This is a genomic window from Nocardiopsis sp. NPDC006139 (genome assembly GCF_040614155.1).
Taxonomy (GTDB): Bacteria; Actinomycetota; Actinomycetes; order Streptosporangiales; family Streptosporangiaceae; genus Nocardiopsis; species Nocardiopsis changdeensis.
The window spans coordinates 40,129-55,195 of the sequence record NZ_JBEXTT010000033.1; the positions used below are offsets into that span (position 1 = coordinate 40,129).

The following is a 15,067-nucleotide window of genomic DNA, read 5'->3' on the forward strand; positions in this document are numbered from 1 at the left end:
ACCTCCAGGGTCAAAGCGCCACCAGGGCGCCGTCGGGTAACGAAAAGATCTCAAGAGCCAAGAGATCGGGAACATTCCGGGGCGCTATACGTTCCGGAGGCAGCAGTAGGTGGGGGGAGGGAAAAGCCCCCACCCCCTCCGACTTGCTGGTCTAGTTGGCTGCCACGACCTGCACTGACGCAGTTCGATTGCCCTTGCGGGCGTTGCATCCGAAGTGCGCTGCGGCGACGTTCGACCGTTCGTGCTTTCCGCCTCGCGAGAGGGGCACGATGTGGTCGATGCTCGGAGCACCTGGGTCGGGTGCCTTGGTGGTTTTGCCTATGCCCTGCCCGCACAGATGACAGGTCCAGGAGTCTCGCTCGTAGATGGACTCGGGTGTGAAGTCCTCAACGAAGGCTTGGGCTTCGAGTGCTCGTCTACGGTGACGGCGAACGCTGGCCTGCTTGCGTGCCTTATCGCTCTTGTCGTATGGGCGCGTCTGCCAGTGGCCGTGTTGTTCCTTGTACTGCTGCTGCCATGTACTGCTGCTGCCATGACCGCATGCGTTCTGCTGCTCGCGCCCTCTGGCATGCATCAGCGCCGCACTGCTTGCGCCTGAGGTTGTCCATGAGGGCACCGCAGTAGGGGCAGGGCTTCTGCGGCTGCTCGCGTGGTGTGGCCCGTTTCGCTGCTGCTTGGGCTCGTGCCTGCTGCTTGACCTTGTTGCGTTCGCGGATGCCGTTGGCTTCTTCGCGTGCTTTACGGGAGGCGGCCTTGCACGCCTTGGAGCAGTGCTTGGGGGCGGGGCCTCGGGTTCCTGGCTTGCGGGTGAAGGTCTCACCGCATGCAAGGCAGGTGAAGGCTGGGGTAGCCTTGTTCACGTCGATCCTGCTTCCATCAGGTCGGCCGTCGCCCGGGGGTGTTAGCGCACCCGCCGGGCTCAGTCTTTGGTTGTTGCCCCCATTTTACCTGGTCTTGGTGTCATTCACCGGTTGCGTCTGTCGCCGGGCCACATGCCTGTGTTTCTGCGGTGGAGGTTGGCGCAGTATCCGCGCGCGCGTGGCCCCATGTACTTGGTGAGGTGGCGGACGCAGCGCCGGTAGTCGCCGCTGGTGCCCCATCGGATCTTGGTTCGTCCGCCTTCTCCTGTGGACCAGTAGCGGCGTAGGGACTCTGCGCTGCCTCGGGTGCGTGGTCTACGGGCCATGCGGGTCACCTCAGTCCGGGGTGCTTGGGTGTTGGCCTGTACCTGAGTCGTTGCCTTGCGGCGTGTGCTTGTCCGCCTTCGCGTGCGGACTTGCGTGCGTGGCACGGCCACTTGTGGATGGGCCGCAGGTTCTCCAGCGAGTGGTCATCGCCCGGGATAACGTGGTCGGCTTCGTTCGCCCCGTCCTTGCCGCACACGTGGCACACGGTCCCGTAGGTCGCGAACACCGCAGGGCGGATCTCGCTACGCCAGTTCGAGGGAAGGCGCTCGGACCGGTTCGACCCCGCCCATCCCCCGCTCACTGCCTTCGCCCGATCGTGAGACCGCGCGGGGTCGGCAGGTCCAACAGGGTGAACCCGAGCTTGTCCGCCACGGGTGCGATGGACGCGCGCACGGGGTGCTGGGGTCCGGTGTCGTGGACGACGATGATGGTGCGGTCGTGCATGTACGGGGCGAAGTCGATGAGCTCTTGCGGGCGGGCCTCAAGGCTGGAGTCGAGGAACGCGAGGTCGATGGGCGCCGGGGGCACGAACGTGGTGGACGGCCGCTGGTGGACGGTGACGGGCAGGTGCGCGACCGCGCGGGCGGCTTCCTGCGCGTACCGTTCGTCGATCTCCAGGGCGTGCAACCTGCCGTGACCGTTGCGTGCGAGCGCTTCGCCGATGGCGCGGGTGGTGGTGCCATGCAGCACCCCGGTCTCTATGACGAGGTCGGGTTGGAGTGCGCGGACGAGCGAGCCGATGAGTTCGACGACTTCGGTTTCGGTGGCTCCGGCGGTGTCGGCGTGCCAGTGGTGGGGGTGCGGGCAGTCGTCGCGGGGTGGGGTGAAGTCCGACTCGGGTCTGTAGGGGATGGGTTCGGAGGTCATGGCCGCCTCCTTTTTGGGGGTGGTCCCGGCGCTCGACGCAACCCCCCGATGCGGAGCGCCGGGACGTAGTGCGCCCGGCGCGGGGACGGTGCGCCGGGCACGACAAAGGCCCGGGAGCGGGGCTCACCGGGCCTGAAGTCTGGGGACATTTCGTCCACCTTGAAGAACTCTAGCGTTGCAGAGCCTCGCGCGCAACTACCGCAGGATCACGGTCGGGTCAATACCCTGCGGGGGTTCACGCAGCACCCGCGAGAGCCGCAACATCCGCGAACCGGTACCGGGGCGTCGCCTCGCCCGGGTTCGCAGGGGAGAGCTTGCCCCGATGCGCCCACGACCTGATCGTTGACGCCTTCAACGACATCCCCAGGTGCTTGGTCGCGAACGACGCCAACTCGGTAGCGCCGGCCTGGTGGTCCCACGCGAGCTGCTGCAACGACTGCTGCCACTGCTGGACATCGACGATGCCGCCGCAGTCCTCCGTTTTGCAGTACGCGATGATGCGGGACGCGGGCGCGTACACGGGGTGGTCGCAGCGAGGGCAGCGTCCGACACCGATCCGCTCCTCCGGGGTGTCGACCGCCTTCACTGCCTTCTGGACGGCTGCGATGAGGGTGTACGCCCGTTCGGGTCCCCACGGGCGGCGCGCGGACCATCCGACGAGGGGGAGGAGCCAGTGCGCCATGGCGCCCATGGTTTCGAGGGGGCGGGTTTGGCGGTGGATGTCCTGGCAGCGGCGGTGGGTGCAGGTTTTGCAGGTGGGGCTGTGGATGGGGGATGCGCTGGTGCGGGCGTCGGTGACCCATTCGCGAAGGGCGGTGGTGATGTCGGTGCGTGCTTCGCTGGCGTGCCAGAGCAGTGGCATGGGTGCTTCGCTGGCTTTGCCGTGGCCGCCGCTGTGTGAGGTGGGGCGGGTGCCTTGTTTGGCCATGGTGGTGGTGAGGTCGGCGTCGAGGCCGTCGAGGACGCGTCGGAGGGCGTCGGTGGCTTGGTTGATGCACCCGGTGCAGAGGTGGGCGTCGTGGAGTGGGCGTCCGCAGGCGCAGGTGTTCGTCATCGGGTCCCCCGTGGTCGGTCTAGACTGTGACCTGTAGGGATCCGCTTCTTGGTCTTCTACGGGGGTTGTGTGGGGCCGTGGTCGGGGGACTCGGCCCCACACTCATGTCCGGGGTGCCATCGGAAGATCCGCGGTCACGGCTTCCACGCCTCCTGGTAGTCGGGGTGGTCGGCGTAGGACACCGCTATGAGTCGCAGCATGTACCCGCTCACGCCCTGGTCGATGGGCAGCCGGAAGCGTTCACTGACGAGCTCGTTGGCTTCCTGGGCTTCCACGATGGCCTGCCGTTTGGCGGCGACCTCCCGCAGTGTCCGCGTGGGGCTGTTGCGGGCGATGTGGACGGCGTTCTGCTCACTGGTCACACCGCCGCCCTCGTAGCCGGTGTACACGACGTGGTGGCCAGGCTCGGAGGGCTTGTAGGCGTCGGTGACGACTTCCCATTCGTCGTTGAGGACGTAGGGCGTGGGGCCGGGTTGCGCGCCCCACTTGCCGGGGGTCGCTGCCTTCGCTGCCTTCTCGTCTTCGTCGAGCCTCGCGTTGAGGAATTCCACAAGAGTCACTTCGCCTCCCCCTCCTCGGGTGATGGTACGGGCTTTTCGACCGCACGACGACGTTTCTCCTCTTCGAGGCGTTCCAGCTCGTCCGCCTCTCGTTCGGCGTTGATCATCTCGTAGTGCTCATCAACCGCTTTACTGCCAGCCTCAAGTTTGTCGTAGTAGTCGGGGCGCCCCGGGATGGGGTTTCCGTGGTAGGCGGCGCTGATGACCTGTACGGCATGGTCCGCGAGCTGGAGGTACATACCCGAAGCGTTTCCGCGAACCCCGGAGTACGCACGGAACTCCAGGTACTGGAGGTGTTCCATCCATTCAATGGCGCCGACGCAGGCGGCCTCGATCTGGCTGATTCGCCGCTTCTGCCTTCGGCCGTGGCCCGGGGGGATGAGGCCAAGCATGAGTCGGGCATTCTCGAAGCGGTCAAAGTCGTCTTCGATGAAGCCTTTGGCGCGTTCGGCGTGAAGGTGGCGGAGGAGCTTTTCGTAGTGGACCTGTCGGTCCCGGTCGGTCTGGAGTTTGTGGGTTCGGTTGGCCTGGTAGGTGGTGGCTCCCCATCCGATGAGCGCACCGATGATGACCGGGATGAGCTGCACGATGACGGGGGTGAGTTGGGCAAGGAGTTCGTCCACGCCGGGTTGGACGTTGGTGGGGTGGGGTGCGTTCCGGGGCGGGAGCGGGCCGCCCCACGGTCACTGCTCCAGGTCTCGGATGGTCGGGCACGGCCACCATTCCGCGCACTCGACGCATTTGCCGTGGTACTGGTCGGACTCGGGGCGGTGCAGCTCCCGGATGCGCTTGATGACTGCTGTGAGCCGCCGGTTGTCGCGTTCGGCGTGGTCCAGGTCGGCGCGGAGCTGGTTGACGAGTGTGCGCTCTTCCGCGAGTTCGGTCGCGAGTTCGGCGACGGCTTCGGTTCCGGCGGCGTCTTCGGCATCCAATGCGGCTTGCACGGCCCGCCAGATGATGGCGTTGCGGTGCGCGGGGTCGGGCGGCAGGTAGTCGTCGAGCTTGTCGATGACGTCGTAGGTGGCGGTGTAGCCGGGGCGCTGGGTCACTGGTCCTCCTGGGTGTGGGGCTCGCTGTAAGGGCTGAATCCGCACCTGTCGCACAGAGACCACTCTCCGATGCAGTAGGGGCCGGTTGATGCGAGCGCGTAGATGGGGGTGTTCGCGACGGAGTTCACCTTGCAGGTGGGGCACCACGTCTGTCGGGGTTCTCCGAAGTGGACCGGGGGTGTTTCGTGGGTGGGGCTCACTGGTCCTCCTGTGTGGTGGGGCGGGCCGAAACCCGCCCCGGGGCTGTCAGAACGGCGGGGCGTCGTCGGTGCGCCGCTGCCCCCACGGGTCGTCAGCGGGGGCCTGCCGGGGCTGCCCGAAGCTGCCGTTCGCCGCGTAGCCGGACTGCTGCTGGCGCTGCGGGGTGAGCGCCCGCCCGATCGTGTCGATCGTCACCTCGTCCGCGCTGCGCTTCGCCCCCGTGGTCTTGTCCTCCCAGTCGCGGGTCTTGATCCGGCCGGTGACGGTCACGAGGTCGCCCTTGGCGAGCCCTGCGTCGGCGATGGCTTCGGCGGTGCGGCCGAACGCGGTGGCGGTCCCCCACCACGTGTCGGCGTCCTCCCACTGCTCGGTCTGCTTGTTGAGGCGGCGGCTGTTCGCGACGAGGCGGAGCTTCGCCATGGGGGTGCCGGACTGGGTCGGTCGCATCTCCACGTCGGCGGCGATGCGGGCGGTCACGGACATGGTCGGCAGGGACATCAGGGCTCCTTGCTGAGTGCGTCGTTGAGGTCTTCGAGGGTGATCGCGCGAGCCACAGCCAGCGCAGGGCAGGTGTTGGTCTCGTTGTCCTCGTCGCACTCGTAGGCGTCGTGCTGGAGGGCGTGGTGCTCCAGCCAGTCCGCGAGGGTCGTGCCGACGAGGGGACTGAACACGGTCAGGTGGTCGCTGACAGCCAGCTCGGGTGCCCGCCCGTGGTGGGACTGGTGGACGCCGGGGGCCCGGTCGGCGATCGCGGTGACGGCCTTCGCGGTGGCGGTGAGCCATGTCCACGTGTCGGCGTCACCCGAGGTTTCACGGAGGCGCCGGGCGGCGCGGCGGAGTAGGTCGTCGGTGGCCATCAGTTCTCCTTGGTGCGTTTGGGTTGCGAGGTGAGGTGCCATCCGGCGCAGTGCCGGCACCGGTACGCGCGAACCTCGTTCTTGGGGCGGCGGTGTTCGCGTCGGCGGGTGGATTCGAGCGCGATGAGTGCGGCGATGCGGTCGCGGTAGCGGATCTTGGGGGCGCATGGCGGGTCGGTCATCACGCCTCCCCCACCACTGCGCGGGCTTCTTTCGGGCTGGGCAGCGTGTACCCGGCCTGCTCCAACGCCCACACGAGGTCACCTGGGCCGAGGCCGCCGTACTCAGCGGACCGGTGTGCCCAGTCGGCGACCAGGGCGAGGATCGTGTCGCGGTCGGTGGCGGGCACGTACTGCTTCCATCCGGCCTTGTCGAGGTCGGCAGTGCGCACGAACCGGCCGCGGTCGATCGGGATGAACCAGGGGGCGTTGCCGGGGTCGTAGATCGCGACGTTGCGTTCGTCGGGGGACACGCGGATCTCGAAGCCGCGGTCAGCGTCGGGGTATCGGGGGTCGGTTTCGGCCATGTCCCCTCCTGGGGCTGAGATGAGCGCTGAGCGCTCAGCATTCTTGAGTCTTATACGGACTGCCGACAAACCCTGTTCGGTCGTCAGCGTGCGCCACAGAGGCGCCTGTGCGATGCTGGGGACGCGCCCCGCCAGGTTCGAGCTGGCGGGGCGTCGTCATGCGGCCGGAAGCGTCAACTGCACCGGGGCCGAAGCCGCAGCCATCAACCGCTCCCCCACCCAGCGGGCGTAAGCCGGCGGGATGCACTCGCGGATGCCGTCGCGGGCCATCCACCCCACCCCCATGTCGCGGCGCACGTAGGGCACGTTGGAGAAGTTGCCGACCGCGTGGTACCAGTCGCCGGGCTTGAGCGGGCGGCCCATCTTCACCGTCGGCTCCGTGTGAGGGGCGTGGCCGGGCTGCTCCAGCGTCAGTCCGCCGCCGGCCTCGAACAGGCGGTGCCGGTACGTCCTGAGCCCGAACGCCGCCCCGCACAGCACCACCGGGCTACGGAGCTCGTCGGCGGCGTCGGGGACGTTCTCGATCACCCACGGCCGCCCTGTCGCCTCCAACGCCTGCCGGGTGGGTCCGATCAGGTCCGGGTGCTCGCGTCCGCGGATGCGCTGGGTCAGGGAGTACGCCTGGCGCGGCGGGGACGCGTGGATCGCGTCGAACTCGTGGCCGTGCGCCCGGATGAACTCGATCGCGTCCGCTTGGACGAACCGGCCCGGAAACCGCTTGGCGTAGCGGGGCTGCGGGGCCAGGTCCACACCGGTCACCTCGAACCCCGCGGCCTCGTAGCCGGCCGACGCGCCGCCCTGGCAGCAGAACACATCCAGAAGCCTCACCGGGCACCCCCCGCCCAGCCCGTGCCGGCCATGTCGACGATCCGGCTGTAGTGGGCCACCGCGGTCACCACGGCACGTCCCCCTCGTCCTCGAAGGTGTGCTCGTCCAAGGAGTCGCCGACCAAGTTCTCCGGAGCGTCCATGAACCCGGGCTCTCCGCTGCGGGACCATCGGCGCTTGCTCTCCAGCCGACGACGCACACTGTGCTGATCGAACGACCGGTTGCGGCTGCCGATCAGGCTCGCGATCGGACAGAACGGCTGCAACGGAGACGGTGTCCAGTTGAGGCCCTCCGCGAACCCGGGGAACCGGTCGTTGACCACGGGCAGCGAGAACCAGTCCAGCGACTCGCCCGTGCCAACCTCATAGGGCCAAGTGAAGTGCGACAGGAAGTCCTCCCCGAGGGCGTTGCTCCCGCCCTGGAGGGGAGCCGCTTCCATGACTCCGGGGCCGGCCACGAACCAGGTGATGGGGACCGCGTCGCTATCGATCCACTTCGGGTACTTGCGGCGCAGGAAGTCGACGTAGGTGTCGAACTGCTGCTGCGGGGTGAGTTCGATGTACTCGCCGAGGATGGCTGAGCATTCCAGCTCCGGGTACAGCCACAGGTCGACCTGTCGGCTGAACCCCGACCTGAGGTTCTGGAACTCCCAGCGGCCCGCGGGAGCTTGGGCGGTCCGCCCCTGGTTGTGGTGGATGTTGTAGAGGGGCTTTTCCGCGACGATGGCGGCGGCCTCGTGGGCGAGAGCTTCCTTGCGGGTGGGGTAGTGCTCGACTTTGATCGTGGCGGCCTGGTGGAACCAGGGCTTGTCGGCGTCGTGCTGGGTGAGGCGCCGGGTGATGTTGTTGGTGATGCCGATGTACATCAGTTGGTGGCGGCTGTTGTAGAAGCGGTAGAGGCTGGTCTTTTCGTCGGGGGTCATCCAGGGCTTCCTTCTCGAATCAACGGGGGGTGTGCTCATGCCTGCGCCAAGTCGGCGAAGCGCGAGTAGTGCAACTGGGAGGCGACGGTCACGACCGCCGTGGGGCCGTTGCGGTGCTTCACGATGTACAGATCCACCTCGCCCGCCCGCTCGTGGCCGTCGATCTTGTCCGACAGCTCGTAGTCGGGGCGGTGCACCATCACGACCATGTCCGAGGACTGCTCCAACTCCCCGGAGTCGCGCAGGTCCGACACCCGCGGGATGGCATCCGCCCGACCGCCGACCGCACGGTTCACCTGGCAGAGCATCACCACGACGATGTCGAATTCCAGGGCGATCAGCTTCAGGCCCCGCGCGTAGTCCGACACCTCCGTGTACCGCGACTCGGTCTTGCCGGTGGACGACATCAGGCCGACATGGTCAACCACCAGGAGGCGGGGCGGGTAGCCGCGGCGGCCCATCGCCTGGAGGCGCTGGCGGATCATCGTCAGCGTGCACTTGGCGGGTTTGGCGATCCACATCGGAGCCGCGTTCACCGCCGGGCGGACCTTCGCGACCCGCTCCCAGTCGCCCTCGGTGAGGGAGTGCTCGGTGAAGCGGGACGACGCCACCTTGGCCTCCGCCGAGTAGATGCGGTTGCGGACCTGGTCGGCGGGCATCTCCAGCGTGATGTACAGGGTCGGCATCTTGTGGCGGATCGCCGCGACGCGGCCGATGTCGATGCCCATCGTCGACTTGCCGCCGCCGGTCCGGCCGGCCACACAGATGAGCTGGCCGGGCAGGAACCCCCCGCCAATCTTCTCGGCGAGGTCCGCATAGGGGGCGGGCACCATGTTCTCCGTGGAGAGCGGCTTCTCCAGGGCGTCCATGTACGCGGCGTCATCGCCGAGGAGTTCGGTGTCGGGCTCCCCGGTGACGCCGGCCGACAGGGCGCCGCGCAGGGCCTCGGAGGCGACCTCGCCGAGCTCGATGGGGTCGCCTTCGCCCTGCCACCCGATCTGGGCGATGCGCTCCCCCGCGGCGATGAGGCGCCGCTGGAACGCGAGGTCGGCGACGATCTTCGCGTAGTGGGTGGCGGAGGCGACCGTGGGCACCTTCCCGGTGAGCTCGGTCAGGTACAGGGCGCCGCCGGTGACGGCGTCCTTCTTGCGTTTGGCGAGCTCCCGGTGGACCGCCACGGGTTCGACCGGCAGGCCCAGGTCGGCCATGCCCATGATCGTCTCCAGGATGATCTGGTGGGCGGGCCGGTACAGGTCCATGGGTCCGGCGATATCGGTGAGGTCCCGTAGTGCGCGGGAGTCGAGCATGGCGGCTCCGAGCATGATCTGTTCGGCGCCGATGTCGTGCGGTGGGGTGTCGGGGTCGTGGGGGATGCGCGGGGTGATGTCGTGAACCGTCATCAGGCGGCTTCTCCTTGGTTGAGTCGTTCGGCGAGGTCCGGGCGGGCCTGAGGTCCGTGCTCGGCGAGGAGGCGGCGGGGCACCTCGTCGTCTCCGGCGCGGAGGTCGGCGAGGCACCCGGCGCACGGGAGCGGCATGTGGTGCTCGGAGCACTCGGTGGCGGTGCGGCGGGAGGCCATGGGGTCCGTTCCGGCGTGGCCGCGAGTCTCGTGGAGCCTCTGGAGGGCGTATTGGAGAGTGCCTCCGGTGACGTTCTTGCGCTGCTTCCCTACGGCGTCGAGGGCGAACGCGAGCATGTTGCGGTCGACGCCGTTGCGCAGTGCGGTCTCGATGACCTTGCGGACGGACACCTTCGACTGGGTGTAGAACTTGCCGTATTTGTCGAAGAACCCGTCAGCCATCTTGCGGGCTTCGATGAGCTCCCAGGAGGGCTCCTTCTTCTCCTTGGTCTTCTTGGCGGGCGCCTTGTCGCCGAACCCGGGGAGCATGCCGCTGTCGTCGCCCTCGTCTTCTTCGGCAGAAGAAGAAGTATGAGGAGACTGAGGAGGAGGGTCTGCCTGTAGGCCGACCTTTGCGGCCTGTAGGCAGACCTTTGCGTCGTCTTTGGTCTGCCTGTGGGCCGGGCTTTGGTCACAAAGGTCTGCCTGTAGGCCGACCTTTGGGGGTATGAACTCCCGCTCCGGGAACACCGGGATCAGGTACACGGTGCGGTGGCCCTTGAGTGCGAACACGGGCTTCCCGTTCTTGTCGGTTCCGAGGGGGACGCGGATCTCGATGTCGGCCTTGGCGAGACGGCGCAGGGCCTTGCCGACGGCGTCGGGCATCAGCCCGGTCCGGTGGGACAGCAGGTCCATGCCGAGGTAGCTGCGCCGGGTGTGCTCGTTGGCGTCGTCGGCGATGACGGCGAGGACCAGGCGCGCGGCGGCGTCGAGGTCGCCGGGTGCGTGGTTGAGTATGTGCCGGTACAGCTCGTATCCCATGTGGCCCCCGTGGGTTGTGGTCGGTCGGTTGGTCAGGCGGTCGGGACTTCGAGTTCGCGGTACCTGCGGGCCCTCCAGGCGTTGCCTCCGGGCGGCCGGCGGAGTTCCTCGGTGTCGATGGCTTCGTCGACCCAGTGGTGGGCCTGGTGGCGCAGCAGCTCCAGGGCTTCGATGACCTGCCGGTCTTCGCCTCCGCCGCGGGTGATCTCGTCGGCGTACACGGCGGCGAGGTGCGCGAGGGTGCGGTCGTGGGCGCGGATGGCGTCACCGAGGCGGCTCATCGGACGGCCTTGTAGCAGTGGTCGCAGTCGCAGGTGTGGGCCTGGTAGTACGCGAGCCGGTCCTCGAAGTCCTCGTGCGGGTCCGCCTGGAGTTCGCCCCAGTCGGCCTTCTCCTTCTTGGCCTTGGCGCGGACCTTGCGGACCATGGCGGCGATCAGGTCCAGGTCGTGCAGCACGAGGTCGGGGTGCTCCTTGAGGTGGCCGCGGACCTGGATGTCGGACCAGTGGGTGATGAGGGCTTCGGCTGCGACGGTGAGGCGGTCCATGTGGTCGTTGACGTTGTCTTCGTAGGTCACTGGGTGTCCTTCTTCCGGTCGGGTGCGTGGTGCCAGCACCGCCGCCCGGGGATGTACTGGCGTGTGGGTGTGGCCCCGCAGGTGCGGCCGTGTGCGGCGTCGTAGTGGGTGCAGGGCTGGTCGGTGCCGTCGGGCATGGCGTCGGCGAGCCACGCGGCGATCTCGGGCGGGAGGGCGGTCATGGCGCCTTCCTTCTCGTGGCGATGAAGGCGATGGAGGCCACGCACCCGATGGCGGCGAGGGCGAGCAGGGCGGCGGCGGTGGTGTCGGGTGTGCCGGCGGCTGCGGCTATTAGGAGCACGGTGGTGGCTCCGAGGGCGGCGCAGGCTGTGGTCCTCATGGCCTCTCCTTCCTGTTCGGTCTGGTCTGTTCTGGCGCCCGTCCGCGTTTTGCACGCGGTGTCCGGCTGCCCAAAGGGCCCGGTCGGGCTGGGGTGCTACTTCTCGCGGTCGCAGCGGACGCAGATGCCGTCGCCGTCGTAGACGTGACCGTCGTTTTCGCAGTCGCCGTCCCAGTCGATGAGGTCGATCTGGTGGGGGCGGTTGTCGGTGCTCACGGTGTCTCCTTGGTGTTGTCGGCGGTCAGGGGCGCTTGTGGTTTGCTGGGGTGGGACCGGGGCGAATTGGGCGCCCCGGTCCCGACGTGTCAGGCACAGGTCGGGCAGTCCCAGTCGCGGGCGGCGGCCTCGGCCTCCTGGGTGGTGTAGTGGAACTCGTCGTCGGAGCCGCCGCACGTGGCGCAGGTGACGGTGTGGCACTCGTGAGTGAGCTCGGCGAGGTTCAGGTTGGGGTGGTCGTTCAGGCTGCCGAGCCATTCGAGGGCGGCCTCACGGGTGGGGAAGTGCGGTGCCCCCTCGCCGTACTCGTAGGGGTCGCCCTTGGTGGGTCCTTCGGCGTGGGTGAAGGCCCAGCAGCGGGTGGTCGTGGTGCTCATTGCGCCTCCTAGGCGTCTTCGTGGTCGACCCAGTGGTCCGGGTCGTAGGGGTTCGTGGGGTCGCCCATCGGGCCTCCTGTACGGTCGATGTGGGCTCCGGGAGATAGGCGCTTCCGGGGCCCGCCTTACGCCATGGCGAGCAGCCGGTCCTCGAGGCAGCGCTCGCAGCGCTGCCGGATCGTGGACACCCCCGGCAGTAGCTCGCCCGCCCCCCACTCGTGTCCGTCCTGCTCGCACTGGTGGGCTGCGGCGCACTGGTGGCAGCGCAGGAACCCGTCGATGTGGGAGCCGCCCGCGGCGACGACGTAGCCGATGGCCTCCTCGGGGCTGTCGAACAGCGGGGTTTCGTGTTCGGAGGTCGCCCACATGTCGCAGTCGGGGGTGTCGCAGGCGACCTCGTAGCAGTCGTGGTGGCGGATCATCGGGGCTCCTCAGGTGAGCTGCGGGTGGTGGGCGCGCTTGGGCTGGTGGTCGGCGAGGATGTCCGCGACCTCCAGCGGGGTCCACGCCCCGGCCGCGAACTGGAGCGCCTTGGTGAGGGTGAGGGGTGCGTGGTCGCGGGTCGCCCAGGTGCCGGTGACGTGCATGAGCCGGTACGTCCCGGTGGTGCGGGTGTGCCAGGTCGCGACGACCTGGTTGGGCTGGTAGTCGGGGAGGCCGTCCCAGCGGATGGTGATGGTGACGTAGGGGTTGTCGTCGGTGTCGGTCTGGTGCTGGACGACGAAGGACCGTCCGTGGGTGAGGGCGGTGTCGATGAGGCGGGTGAGGCCGGCGGGCGGGGTGAACGTCATCGGGCTTCGAGCTCCTTCCTGGCGTTGACGCGGTAGAGGGTGTGGCTGCCGGTGTCGAGACGGCCGCGCAGGGTGATGTCTCGGGACCAGGGCCACTGGCGGTCGATGGCGCGGATGGTGAGGGTGCGGCCGTGGACGGTGATCTGGTCGCCGGGGCGGAGGCGGCGGGCCTCGGTGCGGGCCATTCGGGCTCCTACAGGGTCTGACGGGTGTAGCCGAGGTCGGCGAGGGCGGCGGTGGTCTCGTAGATGGGCTCGTCGTCGGGGTCGACGGCGTGTCCGGACTCGCGGGTGTAGCGGGCCCATCCGGGCCGGTCGGGGGTCTCCTCGGCGGTCCAGGTGCCGTCGGGGCTGGTCCACCGTCCGCGGGTGGGGGGCGGGGTGATGGTGTAGTCGCCGAGTCCGGCGGCGGCGAGGATGCGTCGGGCGGTGTTGAGGGCGGCGTGCTGGGCGGGGGTCATGTGGGCTCCTTCCGGGTGGCCTTGGCGGCGGGGTGGTCAGGCGGTGGTCTTGTGGTGTTGCCAGATCGCTTCTGTGGCTTCGCGGCGGGTGTCCCACATGCTGTGGCGGACGAGGTTCAAACGGCCTTCGGTCTTGACGCGGGCTTCCCATCGGCCGCTGGCCCACTGGCAGACCCGGCCGAGGAGGCGTCCGGTGGCCCGGTCGGCCACGAAGTAGTCGCCGGGCCCGGACTTCTCCATCCGGTACGGGGCCACGGTCAGCGCCCCCGGTTGAAGTACTCGGCGACGACCTGCTTGAGGGCCTGCATCGCCTTGGCCTTGGTGGGGATCGGCACGGTGCTGTGGTTGCCGGTGGCGTCGCGGACGATCCATCCGGAGAAGGTGGCGCCGCGCGTCTTGTAGTAGCGGGTGGCTTCGGCGACGGTCTCGTAGTCGTCCTGGGACTCGTAGGTGAGCGGGGCGTTGTAGGTCGCGCGGGGGTTCTTGGCCTTCTCGGGGTCGGCGATCCAGATCGCGGTGAGGGTGTTGCCGTCGTCGATGATGTGGACGTGGTCGGCGTCGTAGGGGGTGCGGGCGGCCTTCTCGACCCGGCGGACGCTGCGGTCGTACCAGTCGGCGGCGCGCAGGCGAGCGGTGCGTCCGTAGGTGACTTCCTTGCCGCGCCCCCGGCTGTTGAGCGTGAAGGTCGGCACGGCAAGCGGGTTGTTGCCGGTGGTCTCCACGGTGACGGTCTTCGCGGTCTTGGCGGTGACGATCCCGGTGCGGTCGATGCGACCCCCGGTGCCGCCGAACCCGTTGTCGCGGTTGGAGAACTCCAGTTCGTCGCCGATGTTGACGTCGTTGAAGTCGACGGGCTCGGGATGAATGCGGGGCTTGTCGGCGGTCATCGTCATCTCGTCTCCTTGGTGCGTCGTGCTGATGACTCGACTATATGGAACATGATGTTCCATCGTCAAGTGGTTCTCAACATGGACTTTGGCCCGAGGTGATGTAACACTTAGTTCCATGAGAATCGATGGAACACTAGTTGTCATGGACAAGCAGTCACTCGCCCACATCGCCGGCCGGTTCCGAGACTCGGAGAAGCGCACCGAAGTCCTTCGTGAAGAGGTCGCTGCGGCCATCCGGGCCGCGAACGCCGACGGGGTGCCACAGAAGGACATCGCCGAGGTCACTGGGTACACGCGGCAGCAGATCCGGCGAATCGTCCTGGCGGAGCCGCAAGGCGCCTGACCAGACCCGCCCCCAGCCCGCCCTTGTGCGGGCTTTTCGGCGTGCGTCACGGCCATTCCCCGTCCGTGGGCATCGCCCTGACGAGGTTCGCGGCGTAGTCCTGGCCGTGCTCGTCCAACATGACGGCGAGCTCGCGGGCGAACCGGGCGCGGACCTGCTGGTCGTGTGCGGCTTCGGGGTCGTCCTGTGCGGCGGTGGCGGGTGCGCGGAACACCGCGCCGTAGTCGTGGGTCACCGCGCCACCCCCTGCCACACCCGCACCGGGTGACCGTGCGTGCCGGGGTCCGTGGACGCGACGTAGCCGACCGGGCGGATCAGGCCCCGGGAGGCGGCGTACCGGAAACGGCCGCCGATCGCCGCGGGCCGGATGCCCTCGGGCAGGCTCGGGCGGATGGTGTTCGCGGAGAACGGCTCCCCGGTGGCTGCGTGGGCAGCAATGAGCCGGTCGACTTCAGCGACCGCGTCCGGGGCGGATGCTTCGGTGGCGCGGGCGATGCCCTGCTCGGCGCGCCGGCGGCCTTCAGCGAGTGCGTCCTCGATGGTGAGCTGCTGCATGGGGCTTTCCTGGGCAGGTCGGATGGGACCTGCGCCCGGTACTCCACACAGTCGGCGCGGTGGCGGGGTGGGTGTCGCGCCCGGCAC

The 15,067-nt window shown here is 68.5% G+C and carries 28 protein-coding genes; 1 reads left to right on the forward strand and 27 read right to left on the reverse strand.

The features are described 5' to 3' along the window. Positions 1-151: 151 nt before the first annotated feature. The 25 genes from ABZ249_RS30110 to ABZ249_RS30230 form a co-directional block, all read right to left on the reverse strand. Complete coding sequence (locus ABZ249_RS30110; RefSeq protein WP_355269623.1) at positions 152-574, reverse strand: HNH endonuclease; 423 nt, start codon at positions 572-574, stop codon at positions 152-154. A 910-nt stretch (positions 575-1,484) separates the two neighbouring features. Then, positions 1,485-2,054 carry a class I SAM-dependent methyltransferase gene (locus tag ABZ249_RS30115; RefSeq protein ID WP_355269533.1) on the reverse strand — a complete coding sequence of 190 codons (570 nt, stop codon included), beginning with the start codon at positions 2,052-2,054 and terminating at the stop codon, positions 1,485-1,487. Between the two features lie 235 nt (positions 2,055-2,289). Next, on the reverse strand, positions 2,290-3,108 hold the full coding sequence (locus ABZ249_RS30120; RefSeq protein WP_355269535.1) for a hypothetical protein: 819 nt from the start codon (positions 3,106-3,108) through the stop codon (positions 2,290-2,292). A 134-nt stretch (positions 3,109-3,242) separates the two neighbouring features. Further along, positions 3,243-3,668 (reverse strand): DUF6221 family protein, encoded by a 426-nt coding sequence (locus tag ABZ249_RS30125; protein WP_355269537.1) that lies wholly within the window; start codon positions 3,666-3,668, stop codon positions 3,243-3,245. Then, on the reverse strand, positions 3,665-4,291 hold the full coding sequence (locus tag ABZ249_RS30130) for a hypothetical protein (RefSeq protein WP_355269539.1): 627 nt from the start codon (positions 4,289-4,291) through the stop codon (positions 3,665-3,667). Before ABZ249_RS30130 ends, ABZ249_RS30125 begins: the two co-directional genes overlap by 4 nt. A gap of 60 nt (positions 4,292-4,351) precedes the next feature. Continuing rightward, positions 4,352-4,717: a hypothetical protein gene (locus ABZ249_RS30135; protein ID WP_355269541.1), complete on the reverse strand. Its 366-nt coding sequence runs from the start codon at positions 4,715-4,717 to the stop codon at positions 4,352-4,354. A 246-nt stretch (positions 4,718-4,963) separates the two neighbouring features. Continuing rightward, positions 4,964-5,416 carry a single-stranded DNA-binding protein gene (locus tag ABZ249_RS30140; protein ID WP_355269543.1) on the reverse strand — a complete coding sequence of 151 codons (453 nt, stop codon included), beginning with the start codon at positions 5,414-5,416 and terminating at the stop codon, positions 4,964-4,966. After that, a complete protein-coding gene (locus ABZ249_RS30145) occupies positions 5,416-5,775 on the reverse strand; it encodes a hypothetical protein (RefSeq protein ID WP_355269545.1) in 360 nt (119 codons plus the stop codon). Before ABZ249_RS30145 ends, ABZ249_RS30140 begins: the two co-directional genes overlap by 1 nt. Continuing rightward, the gene (locus tag ABZ249_RS30150; protein WP_355269547.1) at positions 5,775-5,957 is read right to left on the reverse strand and encodes a hypothetical protein; all 183 of its coding nucleotides are present in this window, start codon (positions 5,955-5,957) and stop codon (positions 5,775-5,777) included. The genes ABZ249_RS30145 and ABZ249_RS30150 overlap by 1 nt, the downstream gene beginning before the upstream one ends. Beyond that, positions 5,957-6,301: a hypothetical protein gene (locus ABZ249_RS30155; protein ID WP_355269549.1), complete on the reverse strand. Its 345-nt coding sequence runs from the start codon at positions 6,299-6,301 to the stop codon at positions 5,957-5,959. The genes ABZ249_RS30150 and ABZ249_RS30155 overlap by 1 nt, the downstream gene beginning before the upstream one ends. A gap of 156 nt (positions 6,302-6,457) precedes the next feature. Beyond that, complete coding sequence (locus ABZ249_RS30160) at positions 6,458-7,129, reverse strand: DNA cytosine methyltransferase (protein ID WP_355269551.1); 672 nt, start codon at positions 7,127-7,129, stop codon at positions 6,458-6,460. Between the two features lie 64 nt (positions 7,130-7,193). Next, a complete protein-coding gene (locus ABZ249_RS30165; RefSeq protein ID WP_355269553.1) occupies positions 7,194-8,051 on the reverse strand; it encodes a GIY-YIG nuclease family protein in 858 nt (285 codons plus the stop codon). Between the two features lie 35 nt (positions 8,052-8,086). Continuing rightward, the gene (locus tag ABZ249_RS30170) at positions 8,087-9,451 is read right to left on the reverse strand and encodes a DnaB-like helicase C-terminal domain-containing protein (protein WP_355269555.1); all 1,365 of its coding nucleotides are present in this window, start codon (positions 9,449-9,451) and stop codon (positions 8,087-8,089) included. Continuing rightward, entirely contained in the window at positions 9,451-10,431 is a 981-nt protein-coding gene (locus ABZ249_RS30175; protein ID WP_355269557.1) for a hypothetical protein, read from the reverse strand. The genes ABZ249_RS30170 and ABZ249_RS30175 overlap by 1 nt, the downstream gene beginning before the upstream one ends. A gap of 32 nt (positions 10,432-10,463) precedes the next feature. Beyond that, positions 10,464-10,712 carry a hypothetical protein gene (locus tag ABZ249_RS30180; protein WP_355269559.1) on the reverse strand — a complete coding sequence of 83 codons (249 nt, stop codon included), beginning with the start codon at positions 10,710-10,712 and terminating at the stop codon, positions 10,464-10,466. Further along, positions 10,709-11,008, reverse strand: coding sequence for a hypothetical protein (locus ABZ249_RS30185; protein ID WP_355269561.1), 300 nt, complete (start codon positions 11,006-11,008; stop codon positions 10,709-10,711). The genes ABZ249_RS30180 and ABZ249_RS30185 overlap by 4 nt, the downstream gene beginning before the upstream one ends. Next, positions 11,005-11,190 carry a hypothetical protein gene (locus ABZ249_RS30190; protein WP_355269563.1) on the reverse strand — a complete coding sequence of 62 codons (186 nt, stop codon included), beginning with the start codon at positions 11,188-11,190 and terminating at the stop codon, positions 11,005-11,007. The genes ABZ249_RS30185 and ABZ249_RS30190 overlap by 4 nt, the downstream gene beginning before the upstream one ends. Next, the gene (locus ABZ249_RS30195) at positions 11,187-11,348 is read right to left on the reverse strand and encodes a hypothetical protein (RefSeq protein WP_355269565.1); all 162 of its coding nucleotides are present in this window, start codon (positions 11,346-11,348) and stop codon (positions 11,187-11,189) included. Before ABZ249_RS30195 ends, ABZ249_RS30190 begins: the two co-directional genes overlap by 4 nt. Before the next feature lie 305 nt (positions 11,349-11,653). Further along, on the reverse strand, positions 11,654-11,941 hold the full coding sequence (locus ABZ249_RS30200; RefSeq protein WP_355269567.1) for a hypothetical protein: 288 nt from the start codon (positions 11,939-11,941) through the stop codon (positions 11,654-11,656). Between the two features lie 125 nt (positions 11,942-12,066). Next, positions 12,067-12,363 carry a hypothetical protein gene (locus tag ABZ249_RS30205; RefSeq protein ID WP_355269569.1) on the reverse strand — a complete coding sequence of 99 codons (297 nt, stop codon included), beginning with the start codon at positions 12,361-12,363 and terminating at the stop codon, positions 12,067-12,069. 9 nt (positions 12,364-12,372) lie between these two features. Beyond that, the gene (locus ABZ249_RS30210) at positions 12,373-12,732 is read right to left on the reverse strand and encodes a hypothetical protein (RefSeq protein WP_355269571.1); all 360 of its coding nucleotides are present in this window, start codon (positions 12,730-12,732) and stop codon (positions 12,373-12,375) included. After that, positions 12,729-12,917, reverse strand: coding sequence for a hypothetical protein (locus ABZ249_RS30215; RefSeq protein WP_355269573.1), 189 nt, complete (start codon positions 12,915-12,917; stop codon positions 12,729-12,731). Before ABZ249_RS30215 ends, ABZ249_RS30210 begins: the two co-directional genes overlap by 4 nt. An 8-nt stretch (positions 12,918-12,925) precedes the next feature. Continuing rightward, positions 12,926-13,192, reverse strand: coding sequence for a hypothetical protein (locus ABZ249_RS30220; protein WP_355269575.1), 267 nt, complete (start codon positions 13,190-13,192; stop codon positions 12,926-12,928). A gap of 36 nt (positions 13,193-13,228) precedes the next feature. Then, on the reverse strand, positions 13,229-13,432 hold the full coding sequence (locus ABZ249_RS30225) for a hypothetical protein (protein ID WP_355269577.1): 204 nt from the start codon (positions 13,430-13,432) through the stop codon (positions 13,229-13,231). A gap of 17 nt (positions 13,433-13,449) precedes the next feature. Next, the gene (locus ABZ249_RS30230; protein ID WP_355269579.1) at positions 13,450-14,085 is read right to left on the reverse strand and encodes a hypothetical protein; all 636 of its coding nucleotides are present in this window, start codon (positions 14,083-14,085) and stop codon (positions 13,450-13,452) included. A gap of 139 nt (positions 14,086-14,224) precedes the next feature. On the opposite strand from ABZ249_RS30230, the gene ABZ249_RS30235 reads away from it, so the two are divergent. Continuing rightward, positions 14,225-14,425, forward strand: coding sequence for a hypothetical protein (locus ABZ249_RS30235; protein WP_355269581.1), 201 nt, complete (start codon positions 14,225-14,227; stop codon positions 14,423-14,425). A 46-nt stretch (positions 14,426-14,471) separates the two neighbouring features. Here the strand turns inward: ABZ249_RS30235 and ABZ249_RS30240 are convergent, their stop codons facing one another. Continuing rightward, positions 14,472-14,660: a hypothetical protein gene (locus ABZ249_RS30240; protein WP_355269583.1), complete on the reverse strand. Its 189-nt coding sequence runs from the start codon at positions 14,658-14,660 to the stop codon at positions 14,472-14,474. Further along, complete coding sequence (locus ABZ249_RS30245) at positions 14,657-14,980, reverse strand: hypothetical protein (protein ID WP_355269585.1); 324 nt, start codon at positions 14,978-14,980, stop codon at positions 14,657-14,659. Before ABZ249_RS30245 ends, ABZ249_RS30240 begins: the two co-directional genes overlap by 4 nt. Positions 14,981-15,067: the final 87 nt, after the last annotated feature.

What these genes read in the sequence shown, in the direction of transcription:
- ABZ249_RS30110 (WP_355269623.1), bottom strand. Translation starts at nt 574, where the DNA reads ATGCATGCCAGAGGGCGCGAGCAGCAGAACGCATGCGGTCATGGCAGC.
- ABZ249_RS30115 (WP_355269533.1), bottom strand. Translation starts at nt 2,054, where the DNA reads ATGACCTCCGAACCCATCCCCTACAGACCCGAGTCGGACTTCACCCCA.
- ABZ249_RS30120 (WP_355269535.1), bottom strand. Translation starts at nt 3,108, where the DNA reads ATGACGAACACCTGCGCCTGCGGACGCCCACTCCACGACGCCCACCTC.
- ABZ249_RS30140 (WP_355269543.1), bottom strand. Translation starts at nt 5,416, where the DNA reads ATGTCCCTGCCGACCATGTCCGTGACCGCCCGCATCGCCGCCGACGTG.
- ABZ249_RS30145 (WP_355269545.1), bottom strand. Translation starts at nt 5,775, where the DNA reads ATGGCCACCGACGACCTACTCCGCCGCGCCGCCCGGCGCCTCCGTGAA.
- ABZ249_RS30150 (WP_355269547.1), bottom strand. Translation starts at nt 5,957, where the DNA reads ATGACCGACCCGCCATGCGCCCCCAAGATCCGCTACCGCGACCGCATC.
- ABZ249_RS30155 (WP_355269549.1), bottom strand. Translation starts at nt 6,301, where the DNA reads ATGGCCGAAACCGACCCCCGATACCCCGACGCTGACCGCGGCTTCGAG.
- ABZ249_RS30165 (WP_355269553.1), bottom strand. Translation starts at nt 8,051, where the DNA reads ATGACCCCCGACGAAAAGACCAGCCTCTACCGCTTCTACAACAGCCGC.
- ABZ249_RS30170 (WP_355269555.1), bottom strand. Translation starts at nt 9,451, where the DNA reads ATGACGGTTCACGACATCACCCCGCGCATCCCCCACGACCCCGACACC.
- ABZ249_RS30175 (WP_355269557.1), bottom strand. Translation starts at nt 10,431, where the DNA reads ATGGGATACGAGCTGTACCGGCACATACTCAACCACGCACCCGGCGAC.
- ABZ249_RS30180 (WP_355269559.1), bottom strand. Translation starts at nt 10,712, where the DNA reads ATGAGCCGCCTCGGTGACGCCATCCGCGCCCACGACCGCACCCTCGCG.
- ABZ249_RS30190 (WP_355269563.1), bottom strand. Translation starts at nt 11,190, where the DNA reads ATGACCGCCCTCCCGCCCGAGATCGCCGCGTGGCTCGCCGACGCCATG.
- ABZ249_RS30195 (WP_355269565.1), bottom strand. Translation starts at nt 11,348, where the DNA reads ATGAGGACCACAGCCTGCGCCGCCCTCGGAGCCACCACCGTGCTCCTA.
- ABZ249_RS30200 (WP_355269567.1), bottom strand. Translation starts at nt 11,941, where the DNA reads ATGAGCACCACGACCACCCGCTGCTGGGCCTTCACCCACGCCGAAGGA.
- ABZ249_RS30205 (WP_355269569.1), bottom strand. Translation starts at nt 12,363, where the DNA reads ATGATCCGCCACCACGACTGCTACGAGGTCGCCTGCGACACCCCCGAC.
- ABZ249_RS30210 (WP_355269571.1), bottom strand. Translation starts at nt 12,732, where the DNA reads ATGACGTTCACCCCGCCCGCCGGCCTCACCCGCCTCATCGACACCGCC.
- ABZ249_RS30215 (WP_355269573.1), bottom strand. Translation starts at nt 12,917, where the DNA reads ATGGCCCGCACCGAGGCCCGCCGCCTCCGCCCCGGCGACCAGATCACC.
- ABZ249_RS30220 (WP_355269575.1), bottom strand. Translation starts at nt 13,192, where the DNA reads ATGACCCCCGCCCAGCACGCCGCCCTCAACACCGCCCGACGCATCCTC.
- ABZ249_RS30225 (WP_355269577.1), bottom strand. Translation starts at nt 13,432, where the DNA reads ATGGAGAAGTCCGGGCCCGGCGACTACTTCGTGGCCGACCGGGCCACC.
- ABZ249_RS30230 (WP_355269579.1), bottom strand. Translation starts at nt 14,085, where the DNA reads ATGACGATGACCGCCGACAAGCCCCGCATTCATCCCGAGCCCGTCGAC.
- ABZ249_RS30235 (WP_355269581.1), top strand. Translation starts at nt 14,225, where the DNA reads ATGGACAAGCAGTCACTCGCCCACATCGCCGGCCGGTTCCGAGACTCG.
- ABZ249_RS30245 (WP_355269585.1), bottom strand. Translation starts at nt 14,980, where the DNA reads ATGCAGCAGCTCACCATCGAGGACGCACTCGCTGAAGGCCGCCGGCGC.